This window comes from Variovorax sp. 22077 (assembly GCF_052044195.1).
Lineage (GTDB): Bacteria > Pseudomonadota > Gammaproteobacteria > Burkholderiales > Burkholderiaceae_C > Variovorax > Variovorax atrisoli.
Map to the genome: position 1 here is coordinate 186,881 of NZ_JBQEQC010000003.1, position 26,519 is coordinate 213,399.

21 protein-coding genes and 1 pseudogene are annotated in these 26,519 nt (G+C 70.0%); 3 read left to right on the forward strand and 19 right to left on the reverse strand.

Annotation, left to right across the window (positions count from 1 at the left end; genetic code table 11):
* Window positions 1-533: pseudogene (locus tag ACTJLF_RS05405) on the forward strand (hypothetical protein); the annotation flags it as partial.
* 219 nt (window positions 534-752) lie between these two features.
* On the opposite strand, the gene ACTJLF_RS05410 reads toward ACTJLF_RS05405, so the two are convergent.
* The 12 genes from ACTJLF_RS05410 to ACTJLF_RS05465 form a co-directional block, all read right to left on the reverse strand.
* Window positions 753-1,076 (reverse strand): hypothetical protein, encoded by a 324-nt coding sequence (locus tag ACTJLF_RS05410; protein ID WP_019656251.1) that lies wholly within the window; start codon window positions 1,074-1,076, stop codon window positions 753-755.
* A gap of 55 nt (window positions 1,077-1,131) precedes the next feature.
* Window positions 1,132-1,833, reverse strand: a complete 702-nt coding sequence (locus ACTJLF_RS05415) for an EthD domain-containing protein (protein WP_440882642.1) — start codon at window positions 1,831-1,833, stop codon at window positions 1,132-1,134.
* A complete protein-coding gene (locus tag ACTJLF_RS05420) occupies window positions 1,830-3,020 on the reverse strand; it encodes an NADH:flavin oxidoreductase/NADH oxidase (protein WP_416492048.1) in 1,191 nt (396 codons plus the stop codon). Before ACTJLF_RS05420 ends, ACTJLF_RS05415 begins: the two co-directional genes overlap by 4 nt.
* A 12-nt stretch (window positions 3,021-3,032) precedes the next feature.
* On the reverse strand, window positions 3,033-3,722 hold the full coding sequence (locus ACTJLF_RS05425; protein ID WP_440882643.1) for a DMT family transporter: 690 nt from the start codon (window positions 3,720-3,722) through the stop codon (window positions 3,033-3,035).
* Between the two features lie 9 nt (window positions 3,723-3,731).
* Complete coding sequence (locus tag ACTJLF_RS05430) at window positions 3,732-3,995, reverse strand: hypothetical protein (RefSeq protein WP_440882644.1); 264 nt, start codon at window positions 3,993-3,995, stop codon at window positions 3,732-3,734.
* Between the two features lie 168 nt (window positions 3,996-4,163).
* Complete coding sequence (locus tag ACTJLF_RS05435; protein ID WP_019656255.1) at window positions 4,164-5,132, reverse strand: MBL fold metallo-hydrolase; 969 nt, start codon at window positions 5,130-5,132, stop codon at window positions 4,164-4,166.
* Between the two features lie 30 nt (window positions 5,133-5,162).
* Window positions 5,163-5,873: an ABC transporter ATP-binding protein gene (locus ACTJLF_RS05440; protein ID WP_019656256.1), complete on the reverse strand. Its 711-nt coding sequence runs from the start codon at window positions 5,871-5,873 to the stop codon at window positions 5,163-5,165.
* A gap of 20 nt (window positions 5,874-5,893) precedes the next feature.
* Window positions 5,894-7,684 carry a branched-chain amino acid ABC transporter ATP-binding protein/permease gene (locus ACTJLF_RS05445; RefSeq protein ID WP_440882645.1) on the reverse strand — a complete coding sequence of 597 codons (1,791 nt, stop codon included), beginning with the start codon at window positions 7,682-7,684 and terminating at the stop codon, window positions 5,894-5,896.
* Entirely contained in the window at window positions 7,681-8,604 is a 924-nt protein-coding gene (locus ACTJLF_RS05450) for a branched-chain amino acid ABC transporter permease (protein ID WP_019656258.1), read from the reverse strand. The genes ACTJLF_RS05445 and ACTJLF_RS05450 overlap by 4 nt, the downstream gene beginning before the upstream one ends.
* A gap of 75 nt (window positions 8,605-8,679) precedes the next feature.
* Window positions 8,680-9,888 (reverse strand): ABC transporter substrate-binding protein, encoded by a 1,209-nt coding sequence (locus ACTJLF_RS05455; protein ID WP_019656259.1) that lies wholly within the window; start codon window positions 9,886-9,888, stop codon window positions 8,680-8,682.
* 67 nt (window positions 9,889-9,955) lie between these two features.
* Entirely contained in the window at window positions 9,956-10,732 is a 777-nt protein-coding gene (locus ACTJLF_RS05460; protein WP_440882646.1) for an SDR family NAD(P)-dependent oxidoreductase, read from the reverse strand.
* A 43-nt stretch (window positions 10,733-10,775) separates the two neighbouring features.
* Window positions 10,776-12,536 (reverse strand): FAD-dependent oxidoreductase, encoded by a 1,761-nt coding sequence (locus ACTJLF_RS05465; protein ID WP_019656261.1) that lies wholly within the window; start codon window positions 12,534-12,536, stop codon window positions 10,776-10,778.
* Window positions 12,537-12,722: 186 nt separating this feature from the next.
* Between ACTJLF_RS05465 and ACTJLF_RS05470 the strand changes: the two genes are divergently transcribed.
* Window positions 12,723-13,520 (forward strand): IclR family transcriptional regulator, encoded by a 798-nt coding sequence (locus ACTJLF_RS05470; protein ID WP_019656262.1) that lies wholly within the window; start codon window positions 12,723-12,725, stop codon window positions 13,518-13,520.
* A gap of 76 nt (window positions 13,521-13,596) precedes the next feature.
* Here the strand turns inward: ACTJLF_RS05470 and ACTJLF_RS05475 are convergent, their stop codons facing one another.
* The 6 genes from ACTJLF_RS05475 to ACTJLF_RS05500 form a co-directional block, all read right to left on the reverse strand.
* On the reverse strand, window positions 13,597-14,343 hold the full coding sequence (locus ACTJLF_RS05475; protein ID WP_019656263.1) for a lysophospholipid acyltransferase family protein: 747 nt from the start codon (window positions 14,341-14,343) through the stop codon (window positions 13,597-13,599).
* Window positions 14,344-14,485: 142 nt separating this feature from the next.
* On the reverse strand, window positions 14,486-15,772 hold the full coding sequence (locus ACTJLF_RS05480) for a dihydroorotase (protein WP_126184730.1): 1,287 nt from the start codon (window positions 15,770-15,772) through the stop codon (window positions 14,486-14,488).
* Between the two features lie 139 nt (window positions 15,773-15,911).
* The gene (locus ACTJLF_RS05485) at window positions 15,912-16,874 is read right to left on the reverse strand and encodes an aspartate carbamoyltransferase catalytic subunit (RefSeq protein ID WP_019656265.1); all 963 of its coding nucleotides are present in this window, start codon (window positions 16,872-16,874) and stop codon (window positions 15,912-15,914) included.
* Entirely contained in the window at window positions 16,875-17,375 is a 501-nt protein-coding gene (pyrR, locus tag ACTJLF_RS05490; RefSeq protein WP_440882647.1) for a bifunctional pyr operon transcriptional regulator/uracil phosphoribosyltransferase PyrR, read from the reverse strand. It abuts the gene before it with no gap.
* Window positions 17,376-17,519: 144 nt separating this feature from the next.
* Window positions 17,520-17,951, reverse strand: coding sequence for a Holliday junction resolvase RuvX (ruvX, locus tag ACTJLF_RS05495; protein ID WP_020723217.1), 432 nt, complete (start codon window positions 17,949-17,951; stop codon window positions 17,520-17,522).
* Window positions 17,952-18,069: 118 nt separating this feature from the next.
* Window positions 18,070-18,669, reverse strand: coding sequence for a YqgE/AlgH family protein (locus ACTJLF_RS05500; protein ID WP_019656268.1), 600 nt, complete (start codon window positions 18,667-18,669; stop codon window positions 18,070-18,072).
* Between ACTJLF_RS05500 and ACTJLF_RS05505 the strand changes: the two genes are divergently transcribed.
* Window positions 18,670-20,169 carry a cryptochrome/photolyase family protein gene (locus ACTJLF_RS05505; RefSeq protein ID WP_440882648.1) on the forward strand — a complete coding sequence of 500 codons (1,500 nt, stop codon included), beginning with the start codon at window positions 18,670-18,672 and terminating at the stop codon, window positions 20,167-20,169. It abuts the gene before it with no gap.
* Window positions 20,170-20,239: 70 nt separating this feature from the next.
* Here ACTJLF_RS05505 and ACTJLF_RS05510 read toward each other — a convergent pair whose 3' ends face one another.
* Window positions 20,240-26,473 carry an Hpt domain-containing protein gene (locus ACTJLF_RS05510; RefSeq protein ID WP_440882649.1) on the reverse strand — a complete coding sequence of 2,078 codons (6,234 nt, stop codon included), beginning with the start codon at window positions 26,471-26,473 and terminating at the stop codon, window positions 20,240-20,242.
* Between the last annotated feature and the right edge of the window lie 46 nt (window positions 26,474-26,519).

A 26,519-nucleotide genomic window follows, 5' to 3' on the forward strand; every position in this document is an offset into this window, starting at 1 on the left:
GCGGCGTCCTCGGCGCCGTCACCAGCGGCGATGCCGGTGGCCTGGTCGGTGGTCTTCTGGGCGAGGACGGCATCGTCGGCGGCCTGCTCGGCGGGGTGACCGGCGGTGGCGCCTCGGGTGGCCTGCTGGGCGGCGTGCTCGGCGAGGACGGGCTGGTGAACAACCTGCTTGGCGACGACGGACTCGTGGGCAGCGTGCTGGGCGCCGATGGCCTGGTCGGCCGCCTGCTCGGCTCGCTGGGCGGCGACGCTGCCCCCGTGGCCAACGTGCTGCAGTCGGCGACGAGCGAGGCGGCCGCTCCGGCGGCGCATGCGGCCTCCAGCGCGGCGGCGCCGGCGACCGACATCCTGGCCGGCACTGCCGGCACCGCGGCGCCGGTGGTCGAGACGGTGGCGCATGTGGCCGAAGGCGCGGCCGGCAGCGTCGCCTCCGGCGTGGCCGAGGCGGTGGCGCCGATCACCAGCCAGGTCGAGCAGACGGTGAGCCACGTGGTGAGCCCGGTCACCAACATCCTGCACGGCCTGCTGGGCTGAGTGGACCACCCGCCCGGTCCGCCGCCGGCCCGGGGCGGCGATGTAGGCAAGGACTCACGTGCTTGCCTTGCGCTGTCCCGCATGGGTGGGCGGTGCGCAGAGTCAATGTGGGGGTTCCGTGGATCCCGGTTCCTCCTCACGGCGCATTCGTGCGTCGTTAAGCGCTCCCTCGAGGAGCGCTTTTTTTTGCGCGGGTACGCACCGGAAGACTCGCAGCCCTCAGCGGAGGGCGCTCATCGGCACGGCCTGCGGCGTGACCCTGGCTTCGGTCGCCGTCAGCAGCTGGCCGTTCGACTCCTTCCAGCACATGAGATTGGTGCGGCCGGAGCCCACCGGGCCTGGCGCCTGGATCGACACCGCCTTCCAGCCCCTGCATGCGCCGCCGATGGTGGTGGGGCGGTCGAGGAACACGTAGTCGGTTCCGGCGTCGATGCGCAACACGCCGGCCACTCCGGGCGACAGCGGCGTGGGCGTCTGGGCAGGCGCGCCACAGGCTGCGGCAGCCATGACGATGCCCAGGAAGAAGATACGAGTGCGTTCCATGCGTGCCGGTCCGGTGTCGAGGAGCGCCGATGTTAGGGCTGGCGTGCCCTCGGCCTCACACCACGCGGTACTCCTCCACCACGAAGGCCGTGATCTCCGAGAGGAAGGTGAGCGCGTGCGCCATCGTCACCCGCCCTTGCGGCGAGGCGAAGGCGGCATCCAGCGTGTCCGTGTTCTCGAACCAGAGCTCGACGATGCCGTCGATCGGCAGCTCGGCATAGCCGCAGGGCGTGCCCTTCACGAACTCGTGCGCGGTCACCACGTTCTGGCGGTAGCCGCTCACGCCGGGCATGCGGCGCACGTGGTCGGCGTGCACCTTCCACTCGCGGCGGAAGTCGTCCTCCGACTGTTCGATGGGCCGGCGCAGCAGCGAGATGCGCTTGAGCAGCCCCTGCGGCTTCGGCGGCAGCGCGACCACCTCGGTCTGCGCGACGGTCACGATGTGCAGGCCGCCGAGGAAGCGCTCCTCATCGGCGCGGATGGCGGCGGCCAGCTCGCCCGTGTTGAAGGCCGCATCGGCCTGCGCGTCCTCGTCGAAGCGCAGCTGCGAGAAGCCGTCGAAGTCCCAAGGCCCGCGCGCGAAGTCGATGCCGCGCTGCAGCCGGTCGAGCACGAGGTTCTGGTGGTAGCTGCGCAGCGTGGGCAGCTGCGCAACCAGCGGGCCGTGCCTGTCGCGCCAGTGGCTGCGGAAGGCCTCGTCGGTCCATGCGGGCTTCTTGCGGATCAGGCCCATGCGCAGTGTCGTCGGTTCGGTCATCTGCTTGTCTCCTGGTCGTCGGGTTGCTGTTCGCGGGCTTCGGCGCGCGCACGCGCCAGGCCGGGCGCGCGTTTGGACAGCCACACGCCGTGGCGCACCGGCCATCGCTCGAAGCCCGGGTCCGCGCCGAGCGCGGCGGCTGCGTGGTGTGCCCAGTAAGGATCGAACAGCGCCTCGCGGCCGAGCGCGACCAGGTCGGCGTCGCCAGCCGCGAGCACGGCTTCGGCCTGATGCGCATCGACGATCATCCCGACCGCCTGCGTCGGCACCTGCGCCTCGCGCCGGATGCGCGCCGAGAACGGCACTTGGAAGCCCAGCCCGCGCGGCACGGGCAGCGCGCGCGTCTCCTCGGTGAGCCCGCCCGACGAGCAGTCGATCACGTCCACGCCGCAGCGCTTGAGTTCGCGCGCGAGCACCACCGAGTCGTCGAGGTTCCAGCCGTCGAGCGTGCCATCGACCGCGGAGAGGCGGCAGAACAGCGGCTTGTGCGCGGGCCATGCGGCGCGCACGCGCTGCGCGATCTCCAGCGCGAGCCACATGCGGTTGTCGCGGCTGCCGCCGAGCGCGTCGTCGCGATGGTTGGCGTTGGGCGACAAAAAGCTCGCCACCAGGTAGCCGTGCCCGAAGTGCAGCTCGACCACGTCGAAGCCCGCCTTGTCCGCGCGCAGCGTGGCATCGACGAAGCGCTGAACCACCGCCGCGACGCCGTCGGCGTCGAGTGCGCGCGGCACCGACCAGCCCGGCCCCGCCGCGATCGCGCTCGGACCCAGGCGCTCCCAAGGCTCCTCGTCGGCGGCCATGCGCGCGTCGCCCAGCGCGGCGCCGCCCTCCCACAGCGGCTCGCTGCCGGCCTTGCGCCCTGCATGCGCGAGCTGCACGCCGATGGCGCTGCCCTGGGCATGGACGAAGTCGACCACGGCCTTCAGCGGCGCGATCTGGCTGTCCTTCCACAGCCCGAGGTCGGCCGTGCCGATGCGCCCGCGCGGATCGACCGCGGTGCTCTCGGTGAGGATCAGCCCCGCACCGCCGAGCGCGAACTTGCCCAGGTGCACCATGTGCCACGGCGTGGCATGGCCGCGGTCGGCGGCGTGCTGGCACATCGGCGAAATGACGACGCGGTTGGCCAGCGTGAGGCCGCGCAGCTGCAGGGGCTGGAACAGCAGGGGAAGGGAATCGACGGAAGACATGGATGGAAGAAATCAGGGAGCAGGCTTGGACACGGTTGCGGCAACGGCAGCGGCGGGCCGTGTGCCCAGCCAGGTGCCGCTCATTACCGCGGCGAAGCCGAACAGGTGCCACCATGTCAGCCTCTCGCCCAGCAGCAGCGCCGCCACCGCGACGCCGAACACCGGCACCCAGTAGAGAAAGACGGCGGTGCGCGCCACGCCGATGACCGAGATGGCGCGGTTCCAGATCAGGTTGCCCGCGGCGGTGGCGGCCACGCCCGAGAACAGCACCAGCGCCCACGGCCACGCACCCGGAAAGAGCTGCGCCGCGCCCAGCGGCGACGGCCCGAGCAGCGCGTGCACCACCAGCATCGCCGTGCCCATCACGTAGATTCCCCAGCTCATCGACAGCGGATCGATCTGCCGGGCCAGGCGCTGCACGCCCACGCCGCCGACGGCGAAGCTCACCACCGAGAGCGCAAGCATCAGGTCGCCCAGCCCCGCATGCGACAGGCTCGCGCCCGGATGGCTCAGCACCACCGCCGCCACACCCGTGAAGCCCAGCGCCACGCCAATCAGACGCCGCGCCGTGAGCGCCTCGCGGAACACCAGCGCCGCCATCAGCGCCGACACCAGCGGACTCAGCGCCATGATCAACGCGCCATTGGTGGCCGTCGAACGCTGCAGCCCCAGCGCGAACAGGATCTGGTTGGCGTACACCATCAGGAAGCCTCAGCCGGCCAGTGCCGCGAGACGCCGCATGCCGAACGCCGGCACCCCGCTGCGCCGCCACAGCACGATCGCGCTCAGCGCCATGCAGGCCACCACCATGCGCAAGGCCGCCAGCGGCAGCGCCTCGAAGAAGCCCGTCAGCACCTTCACCGCCGACACGTTCACGCCCCACACGAGCATTCCCAGCAGCAGCCAGGCCTGCACGGCGGCCGGTGTGGCGCCCGCAGAGGACGATGAAGATGACGACGGCGCAGACTTGTTCATTTCAATCGTTCGTCGAAAGACAACACCACGCCACGGCCCGCGCAGCGAGGCCCCTTCGCAGGCTCCCGCGGAACCGGCTCTGCCGGGCCGCAGGGTGCGCCCCCGCGAGGGGGTGTCCGAGCCACACGAAGTGGGCGAGGCTGGGGGTGATCAACAGTCCTGGGGAGGTCATCCCTCCAGCTCGTTCCACATCTCGATGTCGCGCTCCGCGGTCCAGATGCGCGGGTGGACGTGACCCGTCGCTTCGTCGTACGCACGCGTCACGTCGAAGGGCATGCAGTGGTCGAAGATCACCCAGTGGCCGTAGGTGGGGCGCAGCGCCGCCACCGTCTCCTTGTAGATCGCGTTCAGCGTCTTGCCCTGCGCCACGCCGTTGTTGACGAGCGTGTACACGTCGGAGATGAAGGCGCGCGTGGAGGCGATGGCCTTGCGCACGTCGGCTGCGTTCTCCAGCGCGGCGCCGCGGCCGGGCACCAGCTTCTCGAAGCCGAAGCCGGCGAGGCGGTCGAGCGTGGCGGGCCAGTCGCGGAAGTAGCAGTCGCCGGCGTAGGCGGTGCTTTGGTATTCGACCAGGTCGCCCGCGAAGCAGATCTTCTGGTCTTCGAGGTAGGCGATGGTGTCGCCCTTGGTGTGGCCGCGGCCCACCTGCGCGATCTTCACTTCGAGCTTCTTGCCCAGCCACACGCTCATGGTGCCGTCGAAGGTCATGGTCGGCCAGGTCAGGCCCGGCGGCACCGACTCGACGTTGCGGAACAGGCGCGGGAAGCGGCCGATCTCGCTGGCCTTGTCCTGCTCGCCGCGCTCGACGATCAGGTCGTAGGTGTCGCGGCTGGCGATGATCTGCTCGGCGCCCTCCTTGAAGTAGGCCGAGGCGCCCAGCACGCGCACCGCGTGGTAGTGCGACAGCAGCACGTACTTGATGGGCAGCGGCGTCACCTCGCGGATGCGGCGGATCACGTCCTGCGCCATCGCCGGCGTGGCCTGCGTGTCCACCACCATCACGGCCTCGTCGCCGATGAAGATGCCGGTGTTGGGGTCGCCCTCGGCGGTGTAGGCGTAGGCGTTCTCCGAGAGGCGGGTGAACGAGACCTTCTTTTCCTCGAGGTCGGCGTGGCTGGCGAATTTCTTGGTGGTCATTGGGAGTTCCTTTGAAATGAGCGATGCGGGTCAATGCGTGCCGAGGTACGCGGACTTCACCTTGGGGTTGTCGAGCAGCTCGCGGCCCGAGCCCTCGAGCGTGATGCAGCCGGTCTCGAGCACGTAGGCGCGGTCGGCCACGCCCAGCGCCTGCTTGGCCATCTGCTCCACCAGCAGGATGGTCAGGCCCGAGCTGCGCAGCTGGCGGATGGCGTCGAAGATGTCCTTGATGATGAGGGGCGCCAGGCCCAGCGAGGGCTCGTCGAGCAGCAGCAGGCGCGGCTCGCTCATCAGCGCGCGGGCGATCGCGAGCATCTGCTGCTCGCCGCCCGACAGCGTGCCCGAAGGCTGGTGCTGGCGCTCCTTCAGGCGCGGGAAGCGCGCGAACTCGCGCTCGATGCCGCGCTCCACGAAGGCCTTGTCGCCGCGGCGCGAATAGGCGCCGAGCATCAGGTTCTCGCGCACGGTCTGGTCGGGGAACACGCCGCGCCCCTCGGGCGACAGCGCCACGCCCAGGCCCACGCGCTTGTGCGAGGGCACGTGGGTGCAGTCGTTGCCGTCGATCAGCACGCGGCCCTCGGCCACGGGCTCCAGCCCGACGATGCTCTTGAGCAGCGTGCTCTTGCCGGCGCCGTTGGCGCCGATGATGGTGACGACCTCGCCCGCGCGCACTTCCAGGCTCACGCCCTTGACGGCCTCGATGGCGCCGTAGGAGACCTTCACCGATTCGATTTTCAGCATGATGGTTTCGGTCTTTCTGCTCAGGCCGGCATGGCCGTGGCCAGTGCCTCTTCTTCTTCGTCGTCCACGCCCAGGTAGGCCTCGACCACGCGCGGGTTGGCCTGCACCTCGGCGGGCCGGCCCTCGGCGATCTTGATGCCGTAGTCGAGCACGATCACGTGGTCGGAGATCGACATCACCAGGTCCATGTGGTGCTCCACCATCAGGATCGACACGCCGCACTTGCCGATGCGCAGCAGCAGCTCGCCGAGCTCGGCCGTCTCCTGCGGGTTGAGGCCCGCGGCCGGTTCGTCGAGCAGCAGCAGCTGCGGCTCGGTGGCCAGTGCGCGCGCCAGTTCCACGCGGCGCTGCAGTCCGTAGGGCAGGCTGCCCGCGGGCCAGTGCGCCAGGTGGCCGAGGTCGACGAGGTCGAGCAGCTGCAGCGCGCGCTCGCGCGTCGCCTTCTCCTGCCGGTTCGCGGTGGGCCAGGCCACCAGCGACGACACGAAGCCGTTGCTCATGCGGCTGTGGCGCCCGAGCATGACGTTGTCGAGCACCGAGAGATCCGCGAACAGGCGCAGGTTCTGGAAGGTGCGGCCCATGCCCATGCAGCAGATGGCATGCGCTGGCTGGCCCACGATGTTGCGTCCCAGGAAGCGGATCGAGCCCGCGTCGGGTTCGATCACGCCGGTGAGCATGTTGATCATGGTGCTCTTGCCCGCGCCGTTCGGCCCGATCAGCGCATGGATGTGGCCGCGCTGCAGGCGAAACGACACGTCCTGCGCCGGCTTCACGCCGCCGTATGACTTGGTCACGCCCTGCACCACCAGCAGCTCGCCTTCGCCGCCGGGGCCGATCTGGCCCGGCACGCCGCTGCCGCCCGCGCCTTCGCCGCGATGGCGCGACTTCATGAACCACTTGTTGAAGAGGCCCACCACGCCGCCGGGCATCACGTACAGCGCGAACAGCAGCAGGAAGCCGTACAGGAAGTGCTGCGCCGAGGGCCAGCGCGCGAGCAGCGCGTCGGTCAGCGTGAGCAGCACCGCGCCCACCAGCGGGCCGTACATCGAGCCCGCGCCGCCGAACAGCACCAGCAGCAGGATGAAGATCGACAGGTGGAAGGTGATGAAGTCGGAGTTGATGTACTGGTTCTGCTGCGCCACCAGCGCGCCCGCGATGCCGCAGGTGACGGCCGCGACCACGAAGGCCATGACCTTGGCGCGGTACACGCGAACGCCCACGGAGGACGACGCGATCTCGTCCGCCTGCAGCGACAGCAGCGCGCGCCCGAAGCGGCCGCCCAGCAGGTTGCGCAGCAAGAGGTGCAGTGCCGCGCACAGCACGATGCCGAGGATCACCCACTGCGTGGTGTCCAGCGGCGCGCCCTTCCAGGTCAGCGGCCGGATGCCGTAGATGCCCTGGGCGCCGCCGAACACGTCGGTCCATTCGCCCACGAGCTTCTCGACCACGATGCCGAAGGCCAGCGTGACCATGGCGAGGTACGGCCCCTTCACGCGCAGCGAGGGCAGCGCGATCAGCACGCCGCACAGGCCCGAGATGACGGCGGCCAGTGCGAGCGCGAGCCACGGGTCCATGTCGGTGCGCGAGGTCAGCAGCGCCACCCCGTAGGCGCCGGCCGCGAACAGCCCGGCCTGGCCAAGCGATTTCTGCCCCGCGTAGCCCACCAGCACGTTCATGCCGGCGGCGCAGAGGTAGTAGACGCACATCATGAAGGCGATGCGCAGGTAGTAGTCGTTGCCCGACTTCGAGACGATGCCGCAGAGCACCGCCGCGACCAGCACCACGGCGAGGGGATGGGCCAGGCGCTTCATACCTTCTCCACCGTCGAGCGGCCGAAGAGGCCCGTGGGGCGGAATGCCAGCACCAGGATGACGAGCGCGAACACCGCCACCTCGCGCCACTGCGCCTGCCAGAGGTTGACCATCGACTCGAGCACGCCGAGCAGGAAACCGCCGATCACGCAGCCGCGCGGATTGCTCAGCCCACCGATCATCGCGCCCGAGAAGCCCTTGAGCCCCACGGTGAGGCCCATGAAGAGCGAGGCCTGCGCGATGGGCGCGAGCAGGAAGCCCGAGAGCCCTGCCAGCGCCGAGCTGACGACGAAGGCGCCGATCATCATCGCGTTGGTGTTGATGCCCATCAGGCTCGCGACGTTGCCGTTCTGCGCCACCGCGCGCATCGCCTTGCCGACCATGGTGCGGTTCATCACGCGGTCGAAACCCAGCATCACGACCACGGCCACGCCGAGCGTGAGCAGCTCCTGCGGACGCACGCCCACGCCGAACAGGCGGATCACGGTGTCGCCCACGGGCGCGGGCACCACCACCGGCTTCGGGCCCCAGATGGCGAGCCCCACGCTCTGCAGGATCACGCCGAAGCCCAGCGTGCTCATCACCCAGGCCATGCCGGGGCGGCCGGCGAAAGGCCGCACGCCCAGCACATAGAGCAGCCAGCCCAGCAGCCCCATCACGCCGAGCGCGGCCAGCAGCGCGAACAGCTGCGCGCCCGCGCCGGGCACGGCGTCGCCGAAGGTGGTGGAGCTCAGCGGCTTGCCCAGTACCAGGAACAGGGCGCTCATGCCGATGAAGGCGCCGGCCGAGACGAACTCGCCGTGCGAGAAGTTCAGCGTCTTGGTGGTCGTGAACGTGATGCTGAATCCCAGCGCCACCAGCGCATAGGCACCGCCGACGGCGAGCCCGCTGATGAGCGCCTGCAGGAGCGCTTCAACCATGGTGTGTATCTCCGTTGCGAGACGGCGCCGGCTGCCGCGCGGGCAGGCCGGTCGCGCCTCATCTTTCTGTCTTGCTTACTGCTTGAAGTCGGCCGGCTTGAGGCCCTGGATCAGAGCGTCGCTGTAGGGCAGCAGCTTGCCGTCCTTCCAGCGGATCCAGACCAGGTCCTTGGCGGTCAGCGCCTCGTGGTTGGTCTTGCTGAAGGGCTTGTCGTAGGTCTTCAGCACGCCCTGCACGGGCGTCTTCAGGTCTTCGAGCGCCGCGCGCACCGCTGCGCCGTCGGTGCTGTTGGCCTGCTTCATGGCCTGCGCCAGCAGCTGCATGGAGTCGTAGCCGTGCAGCGCGAACGAGAACGAGCCGGGCGCCTTCAGCTTGGCGCCGATGCGGTCGAACAGCTTCTGCTGCGCGGGCGTGCGGGTCTCGCTCACGGTGCGCATGAAGATGGGCTTCTCGGCCAGCGCCTTGCCCGCCGCGTCGTAGAAGGTGATGTTGTCGGCGGCCCAGGAGGTGAGCGTCAGCGGGAAGTAGTTGATCTTCTCCATGCTGCGCACCAGCTGCGCGATGGGCGTGCCCTGCGCCCACACCACCACGGTGTCGACGTTGGCGGCCTTCATCTTCGACAGCTGCGAGGTCATGTCGGTGTCGCCGACGCCGAAGCGCTCGGTGGCGGCGATCTTGATGTCCTGCAGCTTGGCGATCTCCTCCATGTCCTTCAGGCCGCCCTGGCCGTAGCCGGTGGTCTCGGCCATCAGGCCCACCACCTTGGAGCCGGCGGTGTTCTTCTTCACGTAGGCCATGAGCGCGGCGACCTGCTCGCGGTCGACCATCGAGACGCGGAACATGTAGTTGTCGGCGCCGGGGCTCATCGGCTTGGTGATGTCGGTGCCCGAGCCCACGTTGCCCAGCACTGGGATCTTCTTCTGGTTGGCGATGTGCTTCCACGCCATCGCGTTGCCCGAGTTGGTGGGGCCGAACACCGCCACCACCTTCTCGTTGTCGATCAGGTCGCTCATGTTCTGGATCGACTTGGGCGGGGCCGACACGTCGTCGCGCGTGACCAGCGCGAGCTTCTTGCCGAGCACGCCGCCGGCGGCGTTGATGTCGGCGATGGCCGCTTCCATGCCCAGCACCGCGGCCTGCCCGCTCTGCGCCGAGGGCGATGCGGAAAGGTCGCCGTTGTAGCCGACCTTGATGTCCTGCGCCATGGCGCCGGTTGCGCCGGCCGCGAAGGCGGCGAACGCGGCTGCGGCGAGCAGCGTCTTGTACAGACGGATGGTTTTCATTTTTTGTCTCCTGAGGTTGACGGACGAGGAAGCGGAAAAAGCGGAAAGCAGAAGGCAGGAAGGAGGCTCAGACGGCGAGGAAGCCGCCGTCCACCGGCAGCACGATGCCGGTGACGTAGCGCGACATGTCGCTGGCCAGGAAGATCACCGGGCCCACCAGGTCTTCGGTCTGGCCGACGCGGCCCATCGGGATGCGCGTCATGAAAGATTCGAGGCGCTGCGGGTTCTCGCGCGTGGCCGCGGTCATGGGCGTCTCGATCACGCCGGGGGCCAGCGCGTTGACGCGCACGCCGGCAGGCGCGAGTTCCTGCGCGAGCGACTGCGTGAGCATCTTGATCGCGCCCTTCGAGGGCGAGTAGCCCAGGCTCGCGCCCTGCCCCGCATAGGCGGCGATGGAGGCGATGTTGACGATCGAGCCCTTCGTCTGCTTGAGCACCGGGATGAAGGCCAGCGTGGTGTTGAAGGTGCCGTGCACGTTCACGTCGATGGTCTTCTTCCAGTTGGCCGCGGCATTCGGGCTGCTGGTGTTCTCGCGGATGATGATGCCGGCGTTGTTGACCAGCAGGTCGACGTTGCCGATCTCCCTGCCCACGCGCTCGGCCATCGCATGGCAGGCCTCGGGCGCGGTGACGTCGAGCACGAAGGACCAGGCCTCGCCGCCCGCGTCGCGCACCAGCTGCGCGGTCTCGCTGACGGTGGCGTCGTTCATGTCGGTGACGACGACGCGCGCGCCGGCCTGCGCAAGGCCCAGCGCGAGCGCACGGCCGTTGCCCTGGCCCGCGCCGGTGATGAAGGCCAGGCGGCCTTCGAGCAGGCGGGGTGCGACGGTGGATGGAAAGGCCATCGGTGTCTCCTTCTTTCTCTGTCTATGTATGTATGGATGAGGCTCAGGCGGCGCGCCCGACCGGCACGGCCTCGCGCTGCTCCACCTTCAGCTGCGCCGCGGCCTTGGCCTCGGCCTGCGCGACCTGCAGCCCGGCGACGTAGCCGAAGGTCAGCGCCGGGCCGAGCGTGATGCCGGCTCCGGGGTAGTTGCCCCCCATCACGCTGGCCGCGTCGTTGCCCACCGCGTAGAGGCCCTTGATCGGCTGGCGGTTGGCGTCGAGCACGCGCGTCTTCTCGTCGGTGACGAGGCCGGCGAAGGTGCCGATGTCGCCGATCACCAGCCTGATGGCGTAGTACGGGCCGTTCTCCAGCGGCGCCACGCACGGGTTCGGCGTGACGTTCGCGTCGCCCTGGTAGCGGTTGTAGGCCTTGCTGCCCTTGCCGAAGGCCGGGTCGTCGCCGTTGCGCGCGCCCTTGTTGAACTCCTGCACGGTGGCTTCGAGCGTGGCGGGCGCGATGCCGATTTCCTTGGCCAGTTCGCCGACGGTGGCGCCGCGCTTGAGGTAGCCGCTCCTGAGGTGCCGCCCGATGGGCAGCGGCGCGGGCGCGACGCAGCCCAGGCCGTAGTTGCGCAGCGCCTTGTGGTCGCACAGCAGCCAGGCCGTGACTTCGGGCTCGCCCTCGCAGGCCTTGACCATCGCCTGCACGAAGTCGTGGTACGAGTTGCCTTCGTTGGTGAAGCGCCGGCCCTTGGCGGTGACCGCGATCACGCCGGGCTTGGCGCGGTCGATGAAGTGCGGCATCACGCCCTTGCTGCCGTCCGGGCGCGTGGTGACCGACGCGGGCACCCAGGCCGCGGCGTGCGGGATGGTGCCGTCGACGCGGCCGCCCACCGCTTCGGCCAGGCGCAGGCCGTCGCCGGTGTTGGTCGAGGGCGATGGCGAGTAGTGCTCGCGGCCGGTGGGCGCGTGCGGGAAGAGCTGCTTGCGGCGCTCCACGTCGTAGGGGAAGCCGCCGCAGGCCAGCACCACGCCGCGCTTCGCGACCACGCGCACGTTCTGGCCTTCGTGCTGCACCACGGCTCCGGAGACGCCGTCGTACTCCACCACCAGCTTCTTCACCGGCGACGAGAGCCACACGGGAATGTTCTTGTCCATCGCGGCCTTGGCGAGACGGCCGGCCAGCGCGTTGCCGTTGGTCAGCGTCATGCCGCGGCCATGGCGCAGCACGTCGAGGAAGTGGCGGCTCAGCCGCTTCGTCACGTACCAGAACGAGGTGGGCGACTTGAAGGCCCGCATGAAGTGTTTGATCTCGGGGCCCGAGCCCAACATCATCCCGAACACGGTGAGCTCGGGCAGCGGCGGCGCCAGCTGCTTGATGCGCTTGCCCAGCTCGCGTCCGTCGAACGGGCGCGTGACCATCGAGCGGCCGCCCTGCTGGCCGCCGGGCGCCTCGGCGTGGTAGTCGGGGAAGACGGCCGGCATGTCGAACTGCACGCAGGTGTTGCGCGTGAAGAAGTCGATGGCCTTCGGGCCCATCTCGAGGAAGGTGCCCACGCGCGCGGCGTCGAAGTGCGTGGTGGCCTCGTGCTTCATGTATTCGAGCGCGGCGCCCTCGGGCTCGTGGATGCCCTGCTCCGTGGCCAGGCGCGTGCCCGGAATCCACAGCCACCCGCCCGAGCGTGCGGTGGTGCCGCCGAAGCGCGGCTCCTTCTCGACCACCAGCACCTTCAGCCCCTGCGATGCCGCAGTGACCGCGGTGGCCATGCCCGATGCGCCGCTGCCGACGACGAGCACGTCGCATTCAAAAGTGTTCTGTTCCATGTCTCTGTCTGTTCGCGTGTTTGTGTAAGACCAAAGTTGCGGCGCAGTTTAGGCAGCGACATTGATATGGTCAAGTGTCTTCGTTACTATCAGATGATCAATCATCATCGATTGAATACGACCATATCAGTAGAAACCCCGATGGCTATACTCGCCCCCACTCTCACTCCCCACGCCGGGCGCCCCATGGAAAAGCCAAGACGTGGCATTCAGTCCGTCGAAATCGGAACGCAACTGCTGGTGGCGCTCGGGCGCCATGTGGCGCCCATGGCGCTGCGCGACCTGGGCAAGGCCGCGGGCGTCCCCCCCGGCAAGGCGCACCCCTATCTCGTCAGCTTCCTGAAGGTCGGTTTCGTCGTGCAGGACAGCGCAGGCCGCTACGAGCTGGGCCCGCTGGCACTGCAGCTGGGGCTGGCCAAGCTGCAGCGGCTCGATCCGATCAAGGAGGCGTCGCCCCTCATCGAACAGCTCGCCTCGGAGACCGAGCAGAGCATCGCGGTGGCCGTGTGGGGCAACTTCGGGCCGACCGTGGTGCGGCTGGAAGAGCCGATCCACCCGCTGCACGTGAACCTGCGCACGGGCACCGTCATGTCGCTCGCCTACACCGCGACCGGCCGGCTCTTCGCGGCCTACCTGCCGCCCAAGGTGGTCGAAAAGATGATGCTGGAAGACCTGGCGCGCACCCGCCCCGCGGATGGCCGCGGCGCCACCGCCGAGCTCTCGCGCGCAGAGATCGAGACGCTGCTGGTCGAGACGCGGCTGCACGGCATGTCGCGCACGCTGGGCCAGCCGATCCCCGGCATCGACGCCTTCTGCGCACCGGTGTTCGACTCCACCAACAACCTGGTGCTGGGCATCACCGCCATGGGGCCCGAAGCCACCTTCGACCGCGAGTGGGACGGCCGCGTGGCCGCGCCGCTGCGAGCCTGCGCGCTGGAGATCTCGCGCCGACTGGGCTTCGTGCCCACGGGCGAGCAGGACTGATCGAGGTCGTCACCGGCTTGTCGACAATGGAAAAAAAGCGCTTCACGAAGCGCCTTTTTCCTTGGTGCCGAACCGGTCAGTGCGTTTCGCGCCGCAGCTGCTGCACGTCTTCATGCAGCGACTGCGCCCACGCGCGGCGGTCGCGGCCGTGCGGGTCCTGCGGCTCGCCGAAGCGCACGATGGCCAGCAGCGGCGGCGCGCGCAGCGTGTTCCACAGCGACACGACGAGGTTGTCGTCGTCGACGTAGCGCGGGGCCTGGCTGGTCTCGCCGGTGGCGGCATCGGCAAAACGCAGCGCGGCGGGCACCACCGGTGCGCCCGAGGAGATCGACGCCTGCAGCAGGTTGGCGTGGAAGGGCAGCAGGCCCCGGCCGTCGCTGGTCGTGCCTTCGGGGAACACGCCGATCAGGTCGCCGTTGCGCAGCGCGTCGGTCATGTGGTGCACCACGCGCAGCGCGTCGCGGCGGCGTTCGCGCTCGATGTAGAGCGTGCCCGAGCCGTTGGACAGCGTGCCGATCAGCGGCCACGACTTCACGTCCGACTTCGACACGAAACGCACGTGCCGCGCTGCGTGGATGGTGGTGATGTCCAGCCACGAGAGGTGGTTGCAGATCAGCAGCGCCGGTCCCTTGGCGGGCGGCGTGCCCTGCACCACCAGCGTGATGCCCATGAGCTCCAGCATGCGCCGCGACCACGCCTGCACGCGCGCGTTGCGCTCGTCGGGCGAGAGCTTCGGGAAGGTGAAGCGGATCGTCCACCAGCCCGAGGCCGCATGCATCACCGCGCGCAGCAGGCGCCAGCAGGCTTTCAGCGAATGCAGCATCGCACGGGCGCCCTCTGGGTGGCTTCCATGCAGGGTCGTGGAACACCGCGGAACCGGCTTTGCCGGCCCGCAGGTGTTGCTCTCTGCAAGGAGGTTGGCGCAGCGACGCGAAGTGCGCGAAGCCTCGGGGTGCGCTTCATTTCTATTCGTGGACGACGCGGCCGGCCACCAGCGTATGCCGCGCACGGCCCTGCAGCGGATAGCCCGCGAACGGCGTGTGCTTGCCCTGGCTCCTGAGCGCGCCGGGCTCCACCTGCCATTCGAGTGCGGGATCGACGATGCACAGGTCGGCCACGCCGCCTTGCTGCAGGCGGCCGATACCGGTGGCCACATGGTCGGCACCCAGAAGGCGCGCAGGCGCGGCGGTGACCGCCTCGATGGCGCGCGCGATGCCGGCGCCGCTTCGCTCGCCCCAGCGCAGCGCGAGCGGCAGCAGCAGTTCGAGGCCGGTGGCGCCCGCCTCGGCTTCGGCGAAGGGCAGCGTCTTGGCGTCGGCCTCGACCGGCGTGTGGTCGGACACCAGCGCGTCGATGGTGCCGTCGGCCAGCGCGGCCGAGAGCGCGTCGCGGTCGCCCTGCTGGCGCAGCGGCGGGTTCAGTCGGGCGCGGCTGTCGAAGTAGCCGATGTCGGTGTCGGCCAGATGCAGCGAGTTGATGCTCACGTCGCAGGTGATCGGCAGGCCCTGCGCCTTGGCCTGGCGCACCAGTTCCACGCCGCGGGCGCTGGAGATGCGGCACAGGTGCACGCGCGCGCCGGTGCTCTTCATGAGCTCGACGATGGTGAAGATGGCGATGGTCTCGGCCGACACGGACACGCCCGACAGGCCCAGCCGCGTGGCGAGCGGGCCGCTGGCGGCCACGCCCTTGCCGAGGTCGCGGTCCTGCGGGCGCAGCCACACGGTGTAGCCGAAGGTGCTGGCGTACGACAGCGCGCGCTGCAGCACCTGCGTGTCGCCCAGCGGCACGTCGGCCTGGCCGAAGCCGATGCAGCCGGCCTCGGTGAGCTCGGCCATCTCGGTCAGCACGCCGCCGGCCAGGCCGCGGGTGAGCGCGCCCTGCGGGAACAGGCGCGCGGCCTGCAGCTTCTCGGCGCGGAACTTGAGCATCTCGACCAGGCCGGGCTCGTCGAGCACCGGGTCGGTGTCGGGCGGGCACACGAGGCTGGTGACGCCGCCGGCGATGGCCGCGGCCATCTCGCTCTCGAGCATGCCCTCGTGCTCGTAGCCCGGCTCGCGCAGGCGCGCGGCCAGGTCCACGAGGCCGGGCGCGACGATGCAGCCCGAGGCGTCGATGGTGCGCTCGGCCTGGAAGCCGGCGGGGATGCTGCTGCCGATGCCGGCGATCTTTCCGTCGGCGATGGCGATGTCGGCCTTTTGATCGGTGCCCGACGCGGGGTCGACGACGCGGCCGTTGGTGATTTGGATGTTCATGCGTCTGTACTTCCGCTGACAGTCAGGGCCTTTTCGGGAAACACCGCGGCGCCGGCTTCGCCGGGCCACCTGTGTTGCCCCCGGCAGGGGGTTGGCGACGCGACACGAAGTGCGCGAAGACTGGTGGCAAGCAACATTTCTATGCCTCGTTGCCCGCCACGATGCTCATCACCGCCATGCGCACGGCGATGCCGAAAGTGACCTGCGGAAGGATCACGCTCTGCTTGCCGTCGACCACGGCGGAGTCGATCTCCACGCCGCGGTTGATGGGGCCCGGGTGCATCACGATGGCGTCGGGCTTGGCCAGCTGCAGCTTCTCCTGCGTGAGGCCGAAGGTCTTGAAGAACTCCTGCGACGACGGCAGCAGGGCGCCGCTCATGCGTTCGTTCTGCAGGCGCAGCATGATGACCACGTCGCAGTCCTTGATGCCCTCTTCGAGCGTGTGGCACACGCGCACGCCCATGCCGGCCATGTCGCCGGGCACCAGCGTCTTCGGGCCGACCACGCGCACCTCGGCGCAGCCCAGCGTGGTGAGCGCGTGGATGTCGGAGCGCGCCACGCGCGAATGCAGCACGTCGCCGACGATGGCGACCGTGAGGTTCGAGAAATCCTTCTTGTAGTGGCGGATCGTGTACATGTCGAGCAGCCCCTGCGTCGGGTGCGCGTGGCGGCCGTCGCCGGCGTTCACCACGTGCACGTGCGGCGCGACGTGCTGCGCGATCAGGTAGGGCGCGCCCGACTCGCTGTGGCGCACCACGAACAGGTCGGCGGCCATGGCGCTCAGGTTGGCGATGGTGTCCAGCAGCGACTCGCCCTTGGTGGCCGAGGAGCGCGCGATGTCGAGATTGATCACGTCGGCGCTCAGGCGCTTGGCCGCGATCTCGAAGGTGGTGCGCGTGCGGGTGCTGTTCTCGAAGAACAGGTTGAACACGCTCTTGCCGCGCAGCAGCGGCACCTTCTTCACCTCGCGGTCGCTCACGCTGGTGAAGTTGGCGGCCGTGTCGAGGATGTGCGTGACGATGTCCTTGGGCAGGCCCTCGATCGACAGCAGGTGGATCAGCTCGCCGTTCTTGTTGAGCTGGGGGTTTCGCTTGTAGAGCATTTACCTGTTCTCCTCCACCTTGAGGCTGAAGGCGCCGTCATCGGCGCGTGCAAGGGCGAGCAGTTGCGTGTCGGGCAGCGTCAACGTGGCGGCGGCGAAGTCGGCCGCCACCGGCAGCTCGCGGCCGCCGCGATCCACCAGCACCGCGAGGCGCACGCTGGCCGGACGGCCGAAGTCGAACAGCTCGTTGAGCACCGCGCGGATGGTGCGGCCGGTGTAGAGCACGTCGTCGAGCAGCAGCACGTCGGCGCCGTTCACGTCGAAGGGCAGCGAGGTCTGCGCGCTGGCCGAAAGGCCGCGGCGCGCGAAGTCGTCGCGGTGCATGGCCGATGAGATGACGCCGGGCGCGCCGGGCAGGCCCAGGTCCTTCTGCAGCCGCTCGACCAGCCAGGCGCCGCCGGAGGTGATGCCCACCAGCTTCGTTTCAGGGCGCACCAGCGGCTTCACGCCGGCCAGCAGATCGAGATACAACGCCTCGGCGTCAGGAACGACAGAACTCAAGATGATTGCTCCAGGACAAGGCAAGGGGAAGGGGAACGGACGCTCGGGAAACACCGCGGAACCGGCTCCGCCGGGCCACAGGTGTCGCCCCCGCCGAGGGGGTTGGCGAAGCGACACGAAGTGCGCGAAACCCGAGGGAGAGCCTCATTGCTCCAGGCTCCTCAGGAACTGCTCCAGGATGATGCAGGCCGACGCTGCGTCGGCATCGCGCGCGCCCGAGGCCAGCGCCTCGGTGGTGCTGTAGCGCTCGTCGACCTCGAACACCTGGAGATTGAAACGGCCGCGCAGCTGGCGCGCGAACTTCTGCGCGCGGCGGGTGTTCTCGTGCGCGGCGCCATCGGGGTGCCAGGGAACGCCGATCACCAGCGCGTCGGGCTGCCATTCCTTGATGCGCGCCTCGACCTGCGCGAAGCGCGCGTCGCCCTCGGCCTTGATGGTCGGCTGGGGCGTGGCGGTGCGCAGCAGCCGGTTGCCGCTGGCCACGCCCGTGCGCTTCAGGCCGAAATCGAAGGCCAGGAAGCTCTGGAAATGGGAGGGAACAACGGCAGGCGCTGGGGACCGGGCGCTGTCAGACATCGCCGGTCCGTTCACAGGGGGCCGCCGCGCACGGCCGCCCGGAGCGGCCGGCCCGCCCGCGGCAGGGAGTTGGCGAAGCGGCACGAAGTGCGCGCAGCCTGGGGGCGAGCCAGGTTCATCAGGCGTGTCCGGCGTCGGGGGACAGCTTCCAGGCCTCCAGGCCCAGCAGCATCAGCGCCTTGTCGTAGCGCTGCTCGATCGGGGTGTCGAAGATCACCGCCGGGTCGGCGCCCACGGTGAGCCAGCTGTTCTCGGCCAGCTCGGATTCGAGCTGCCCTTCGCCCCAGGCCGCGTAGCCCAGGGAGACCAGCACCTTGCGCGGGCCCGCGCCGGTGGCCAGGGCCTCCAGCACGTCCTTGGAAGTGGTCATCTCGAGCCCGCCGGGGATGGTCATGGTCGAGGCGTAGACGGATTCCTCGGGCTTCTCGGCCTGGGAGAAGACCGGCTCGTGCAGCACGAAGCCGCGCTCGGTCTGCACCGGCCCGCCCTGGAAGACGGGGGCTTCGCCCAGCTCGGGGCGGGCCAGGTGCAGCTCGATCTTCTCGAAGAGCACCTTGAGGTTGATGTCGCTGGGCTTGTTGATCACCAGGCCGAGCGCGCCGCGCTCGCTGTGTTCGCAGAGGTACACGACGCTGCGGTTGAAAGTTTTGTCTTCCATCCCGGGCATCGCTATCAAAAAGTGATGCGTGAGGTTCATCGGGGCAGAATCGGCGGCCATATGCCTCCGATTTTACTGGCCGTCGACAAGACCTATCCCAAAGGGCTCATGTGGTTCCGCCGCGACCTGCGCGTGGACGACAACGCCGCCCTCTACCGTGCGCTCCGGGCCTGCAGGCAGGTCCTGTGCGTGTTCGTGTTCGACAAGGCGATCCTGGACGCCCTGCCCACGGTCGACCGCCGGGTGGAGTTCATCCGCGAATCGCTGGTGGAGCTCGAGGCCGAGCTGCGCGCGCTGGGCGGAGGGCTGATCGTGCGGCATGCGGTGGCGGCGCAGGAAATTCCGGCCCTGGCCCGCGAGCTCGGCGTGCAGGCCGTCTTCGCCAACCGCGACGACGAGCCCGACGCGCTGGAGCGCGACGCCAAGGTCTTCGGCGCGCTGGCCAACGCGGGCGTGACCTTCCACACCTACAAGGACTCGACCGTCTTCGACCGCGACGAGGTCATGACCAAGACCGGACAGCCCTACACGGTGTTCACGCCCTACAAGCGGGCCTGGCTGGCGAAGCTCGACGCCTTCTTCCTGAAGTCGTACCCGGTGCGCAACCACGCCGATGCGCTCGCCCCCTCGCCCCAGGCCTACGGCGAGCCGGTGCCCACGCTGCGCGAGATCGGCTTCGAGAAGAGCAACCTCTCGACGCTGGAGATCCCCACCGGCACCCGCGGCGCCGGCAAGCTCTTCGAGGACTTCTTCGAGCGCATCGACCGCTACGACGAGGCGCGCGACTTCCCCGCCGTGCGCGGCCCCAGCTACATGGGCATCCACCTGCGCTTCGGCACGGTGTCGATCCGGCAGCTGGCCAGCGTGTCGCACCAGCTCTCGCTGCAGGGCAACACGGGTGCGGCGACCTGGCTGAGCGAACTGATCTGGCGGGAGTTCTACTTCCAGATCCTGGCGCACTTCCCGCACGTTCACCAGGGCGGCGAGTCGAAGAGCTTCCGCCCCGAGTACGACAAGATCCAGTGGCACCACGGCAAGCACGCCGACCAGCTCTTCGATGCCTGGTGCAACGGCCGCACCGGCTACCCGCTGGTGGACGCCGCCATGCTGCAGATCAACCAGAGCGGCTACATGCACAACCGCCTGCGCATGGTGGCCGCGAGCTTCCTGTGCAAGGACCTGGGTCTGGACTGGCGCCGCGGGGAGGCCTACTTCGCGCTGCACCTGAACGACTTCGAGCTGGCCTCGAACAACGGCGGCTGGCAGTGGGCCAGTTCCAGCGGCTGCGACGCCCAGCCCTACTTCCGCATCTTCAACCCGGTGACCCAGAGCGAGCGCTTCGACCCCGAGGGCAAGTTCATCCGCCGCTACCTGCCGCAGCTCGCGGGGCTGTCGAACACCACGATCCACGCGCCCTGGTTGGCCTCGCCGGTGGAGCTGGAAGCCGCCGGCATCAAGCTCGGCGAGACCTACCCCAAGCCGGTGGTCGACCATGCAGAGGCGCGCGAGAAGACGCTGCAGCGCTACGGCGTGGCGCGGGCGAAGGCGCTGCAAAAATAGCGACCGCCGGAACCGGCAAAAAAAAAGGGCCCCAGGGGCCCTTTTTCGATGGAGCGGCAGACCGGTCGCGTCAGGCCGCGACCGCCAGCGCCGGCTCGCTCGTGTACGCACGCACCAGGCGCAGCAGTTCCTCTTCCGAGTACGGCTTGCCGAGGTAGTGGTTCACGCCCAGCGTGCGCGCGTAGTCGCGGTGCTTCTCGGCGATGCGCGAGGTGATCATGATGATCGGCAGCTCGGCCAGGGCCGCGTCGGCGCGGATGTTGCGGGCCAGGTCGAAGCCGTCCATGCGCGGCATCTCGATGTCCGACAGCACCACCGCCGGGCGCTCCTGCTGCAGCCGCTCCAGCGCCTGCAAGCCGTCGGCCGCGAGCGACACGCGATAGCCTTCGCGCTGCAGCAGGCGCTGCGTGACGCGGCGCACGGTGATGGAGTCGTCCACCACCAGCACCAGCGGGATCTGCGGCACCACCGGCGCCAGCGCCTGCAGGGGCTGCTGCGGCGCGCCCTGCTCGGCCTCGCCCTGATCCGCCGGGGCCGCGGCGGCGATCGCGGCGGCGGCCTGGCGCTCGCGCGCCTGTTCGCCGTGCACCGCGGCCAGCGCCACCGGGTTGTAGATCAGCGCCACCGCGCCCGAGGCCAGCACCGAGATGCCGGCCAGGCCGGGCAGCCGCGCGAGCTGCGGGCCGAGGTTCTTCACCACGACTTCCTGGTTGCCCAGCACTTCGTCCACGTGCAGCGCCACGCGCTGCGCCGCGCTTCGCACGACCACGATGGTGTTGTTCTTGGCCGGGCCGTGCTCGCTGCGGGTGGAGGCCTGCAGCAGTGCACCGGTCCAGTAGAACGGCACCTGCTCGCTGCCGAAGGGATGGCTGTTGTGCAGGTAGGCGGCCTCGAGGTCGGACGCGCCCACGCGCTGCACCAGCTCCACCAGGTTCGACGGCACGCCGATGGACACCTCGCCCGCGCGCAGCATCACCACGTGCGTCACGGCGGTGGTCAGCGGCAGCACCAGCTTGAAGGTGGTGCCCTGGCCCGGCGTGCTGTGCGTCTCGATGCGGCCGCCGAGCGCCGCGATCTGCGCGCGCACCACGTCCATGCCGATGCCGCGGCCGGCGAGTTCGGAAACCTGCCCCGCCGTCGAGAAGCCGGGCTTGAAGATCAGCTCGGTGGCCTCCTCGGCCGTGAGCTCCTGGTCGGCGCCCAGCAGGCCCAGCGTGCGCGCACGCTCGGCGATTCGCCTGTGGTCGAGGCCGGCGCCGTCGTCGCGGAAGCTCACCGACACGTCGTTGCCCTCGTGGTGCAGGTCGATGACGATCAGGCCGCTGGCGTCCTTGCCGGCGCTCTCGCGCACCGCCGCATCCTCGATGCCGTGGGCCACGCAGTTGCGCAGCAGGTGCTCGAAGGCGGGCGTCATCCGGTCGAGCACGCCGCGGTCCATTTCGATGGAGCCGCCGACGATGTCCAGGCGCACCTGCTTGCCGGTGTCCTTAGAGGCCTGGCGCACCACGCGGTAGAGGCGGTCGGAGATGCCCTCGAACTCCACCATTCGCGTGCGCAGCAGGCCGCGCTGCAGTTCGCGCGTCTGGCGCGCCTGCACGCTGAGGTCGTCTTCCGTCGCCTGCACCGTCTTCTGCAGGGTGCGCTGCACGGTGGCCACGTCGTTCACCGACTCGGCCATCATGCGCGTGAGCTCCTGCACGCGGGTGAAGCGGTCGAACTCCAACGGGTCGAAGCTCTGCTGCGAGTCCTTGGCCTGCGCGAGGCGCGACTGCATCTGGCTTTCGGCCTGCACCTCGATGTCGCGCAGCTGCTGGCGAAGGCGGTCCAGGTTGCCCGTCAGGTCGGCGAGCGAGCCGCGCAGCTGGCCGAGCTCGGCCTCCAGGCGCGAACGCGTGATGATGACCTCGCCGGTCTGCGCGACCAGGCGGTCGAGCAGCTGGGTGCGGATGCGCACCGCCTGGCCGCTCGCGGGGCGCAGCGGCGCCACCAGCGCGGCCGGCGCCGGGCGCGGCTGCGGGCTGGCGGCGGCAGCCACCTGCGGCGCAGCGGCGTGATCGGCCGCGGCCTCCGCCGAGGTGGCGGCGGGCTGGTCTTCCAGGCTCGCCACGGGCTCCACGGTTTCATCGTTGGCCGGCACGGCAGCCTTGGGCGCCTGCGAAGCGACGGCGACGGGCGCGGCCGAGGTGGCGGCGGCAACGATCTGGGCCAGTTCGACCTGCGTGGCGTCGTCGGCCGCGCGCAGCGCGTCGAAGGTGGCCTGCAGCACGTCGAGGCGGCCCAGCAGCTTCTCGATGTCGGCCCGCTCGGCGCCCTGGGAGCCCAGGACTTCGATCTCGGACTCCATGCGGTGCGCGCGCTCGCCCAGACGCATGGCGCCGGCCAGGCGGGCGCTGCCCTTGAGCGTGTGCAGCGTGCGCAGCACCGAGGCGCGCGGCGCGCTGTCGTCGGGGTGATGCGCCCACTGGCGCAGCGCCTCGCCGAGCTGCGGCAGCAGTTCGGCCGCCTCTTCCTCGAAGATCGGGAACAGGTCGACGTCGACCGCGTCGGCCAGGTCGATGGCGTCCTCGGAGTCGTCCAGCGCCACGTCGGCGACGGGCTCGCTGGCCACCACCTGATGCAGTGGCCGGGCTTCGGCGCGCATGGCCACTTCGGTGGGCATCGGCGAATTGGCGATGTCGCGCAGGGCCTGCAGCGTGCCTTCGGCCGGGTCGCGCAGCAGGCCTACGGCGAACTGGTGCAGCAGGCGGCGCAGCTCGTCGGCCGCGGCCACCAGAACCATGCCCTGCTCGCGCGTGCCGCTGCCCTGCATCTGCAGGTGCTGCAGCGCCGCCTCGAACAGGCGGGCCATGCCCGACAGGCTGTGGAAGCCGACCGTGGCCGAGCTGCCGGCCAGCGAATGGGCCAGCGCGATGGTCGAGTCGGGCAGGCGCTCGTGCGATTCGAGCGCCCACTCGCCGACGTCGGTGGCGAGCTGGCGCGACCATTCGTCGGCCTCGTTGAGGTAGACGTTGTAGAGCTGGATGCCGATGCGCAGCGGGCCGATGACCTTGACCTGGTCCTCGGCGCTTTCCTGCGCGACGACGGGAGCGGGGGCTTCGACAGGCTCGGCGGGCTCCACGCTGGCCACGGGCTCAGGCACAGGGGCCTCCACCACATCGGCGACGAGGATCTGCGCCTCGGCGGGAACGGCGGGCGCCTCGAAGATGGGCACGACCACTTCCTCGGCCTGCGCCACCGGGGCGGGCTCGGGCTGCGGTTCGGGTTCGGGCTCGACCGCCAGCAGCGGCTCGGGCACGGCGGCCGGCGCCTCGCCGGGCAGCGGGGCTTCCACGGCCTCCACAGCTTCCGCAGCGGGCACGGGCTCGGGTTCCGGCTCCGCGACGGGGGCTTCGGCCTGCACGGGCAGCGGCTCGGGCTCCCATTGCAGGTCGGGCAGGCCGGCGGTGGTGGGCACGGTGACGGCGACGGGTTCCGGCGCGGGGGCCGCCGGCTCGGCGGGCTCCTGCTTGAGTTCGACGGTCGCGGGCGTCCTGGCGGGCGGTGCGAGGAAGTCGAACATCTCGCCGCTGGGCAAGACCAGCGGCGCTGGTTCTTCGGTCTGCTGCTTCGACTCGAAATCGAGGAAGTCGGTGGACGCGAAATCGTCGTCGGCCTCGGGCGCTCCGGCCTTCACCGGCTCCTGCCAGTCGAGCGGCTGCAGCGGCGGCAGCTCGAAGGCGGCGGCCGGTGCGGGCTCAGGCGTGGGTGCGGGCGCGTCCGGCGTGAGCGACAGGTCGGGCAGGTCGGGAAGACGCAGCGGCGGCAGCTCCGCCGCGACCGGCGCCGGCGCAACCACGGGCGCCGGAGTTTCCAGCGGCGAGGGCGCGGTCACCGGCGCTTCGGCGGCGATGTGGCGCGCGGCGACCGCCAGGGCCTCGGCATCGGCCATGCGCACCGGCGGGGGCACCGGCTCGCCGGCCATCAGCGCATTGGCCACACGGCTGAACGGGGCGGACTGCCAGCCCTGTGCTGAGCCCGCTGCGATGGCTTCGACCCACTGGCCGAAATCCTTCATCGTGCGTTCGGTGCCTTCCAGCAGCGCCGGCGTGGCGGCGCGCTGGTCGGCCAGCCAGGTGTTGAGCACCTGTTCGAGCGCCCATGCGGCGTCGCCGAACTCGGTGAGGCCGACCATGCGCGAGCTGCCCTTGAGCGTGTGGAAGGCACGCCGCAGGATCGTGAGTTCCTCGGTGTCGTCGGGGTAGCTGGCGAGCTCCTCGATGGCGGCCAGGCCGTTCTGCACGACCTCGCGGGCCTCCTCGAGGAAGATGTTCTGCAGGTCGTCTTCTTCGAGCTCGGTGACTTCGGTGTCGGGCAGCTCGGCCGGGCCGGAGATCTTCTGGGTCCAGCTGTCGGCCTTCTTGCTGAATTCCTCGATGGGCGAAGGCTTGGCCTTGGGCGCGGCGAGCGCCGCGAGCTTGGAGGCGATCTGCGCGTCGACTTCCTCGATGCTGAGCACAGCCTCGGCGGCGGGCGCCTGGCCTGCGGCCGGGGCGTCGCCGGCCGTTGCATCGGTGCCCTGGCGGCCCATCAGCGGCTTGAGTTCGCCGGCGTCGGCGTCGAACACGAACAGGCGCTTGGCCAGCGCGGGCTGGTAGCCCAGCATGTCGATCAGGAAGCCCAGCGCGCCGAGGTTGTTGCCCAGCGCGTCGAAGCCGGCCATCTCCTCGGCCGGCGAGGTGCTGACGAGCATCGCCTCGACGTCCTCGCGCATGCGCTGCACGGTGTGAGCGGCCTGCTCGAGACCGAGCACCGAGAACACGCCGCGCATCTGCAGCAGCTGCGTGGGCACGGTGCGCAACAGGCCCTTCTCGGCCGGGCGGCGGAAATACTGGTCGAGCGACTTCTCGAGCTCGCTCAGGTGGCTGCGCAGCTCGTCGACCACGGTGCCCATGGTCTGGCGGTCGCTCACGCGGCGGTAGAGGTCCTCCATCCACGGCTCGAGCGGCTCCGAATGGCCGCCGGCGCGCACGCGCTCGATGCGGCCCGCCAGCTGCAGCGTGCGGGCGGTGAGCTGGGGATCGCTCGGGTCCAGGTCCTCGAGGGCGGCCTCCAGGTAGAGCACCGAGGTGGCGACTTCCATCGCGAGCTCGGTGCCCGGCGCCTGGCCGGAACGCACCGAGGCCTCGACCGCGTGGGTCAGGGCCTGCACCATCGGCAGGATCGGCGGATGCAGCTTCTGCAGCGATTCGCCCAGCTGAGCGAAGGTATCGGCCACCTGGCGGGTGCGGGTGATGTCGCCGCCGGAGAGCGCCGACCACATTTCCTTGGCGGTTTCGATGCGCTTGCGCGCCTGCTGCAGCACCAGCGGATCGAAGCGGCCGAACTGCTCGACGTTGTAGTCGACGCGCTGCTCGCCCGAGATGCCCCAGGCGGTGCGCACGGTGCGCAGCGTGGCGGCGTCGTCGCCGGGGCCGGGCACGGCCTGCGCGCAGAAGAAGAGCAGGTCCTGGCCGAGCCGGTCGGACACCAGGCTGTCGCCGCGCGCGAGCGTGGCGTACTGCAGCAGCACGCGCGAGGCGGCGCGCTTGACGTAGGCATCGGGCTGGATCAGCCCCGCGGCCAGGGCCTCGAAGAAACCGGCGGCCAGGGTCCAGAAGCTGGAGACGCGCGGCAGCAGCGCACCGCGGCCGAGCCCCAGGCACAGCGCATGGAGGCGGCGCGCCGCCTGGGTGTCGCCGCTCTTGACGACCTGCAGCACCTCGCGGTCGAGCCGCGAGCGCACGGCCGGGTCGTAGGCGACGGCGGCCTGCGTGACGGCGGGCTTGATCTCGACCCAGCGCCAGGCGGTGCTCCACAGGTCGGCCGGGTGCACGCGCTCGTTGCCCACCAGCTCCAGCACGTCGCGGTACTGCGGGAAGAGCGCAACCGACGACACCGGCTTGCCGGCCAGCAGCGCGCCAAGGAAGTCGGTGACGGCGAAGCCCGCACGCTCGATCTTGAGCACCGCGGCCTCGGTGCAGCGTTGCGGCTCGGCGATGAAGCCCTGCACGGCGAACTCGATGGCGCCGAGCACCAGCGCGGGCGAGGAGTGCCCCACCATCTGGAGCGCGCCGACGGCCTGGTGCAGCTGCTGGCGGGCCATCTGCAGCGGGCCGGCCTCCGGCTCGGACGCGGCATCCACTTCGCGCACGAAGCGCCGCAACGACTTGCCTACACCGTCAAGGGATTTCTGGATCTCTCCCAGCACCCAGGCCAGCGGCCCGAGGTCTTCGGTGACCGGCGCGTTGCCGGCGTGAGGGGCCGTGGCAGGGGTTTGGATCGACACGTTGGATGCTCGCCGTTTCTTTTGACTGTCAGTTTTTCAATGGGCG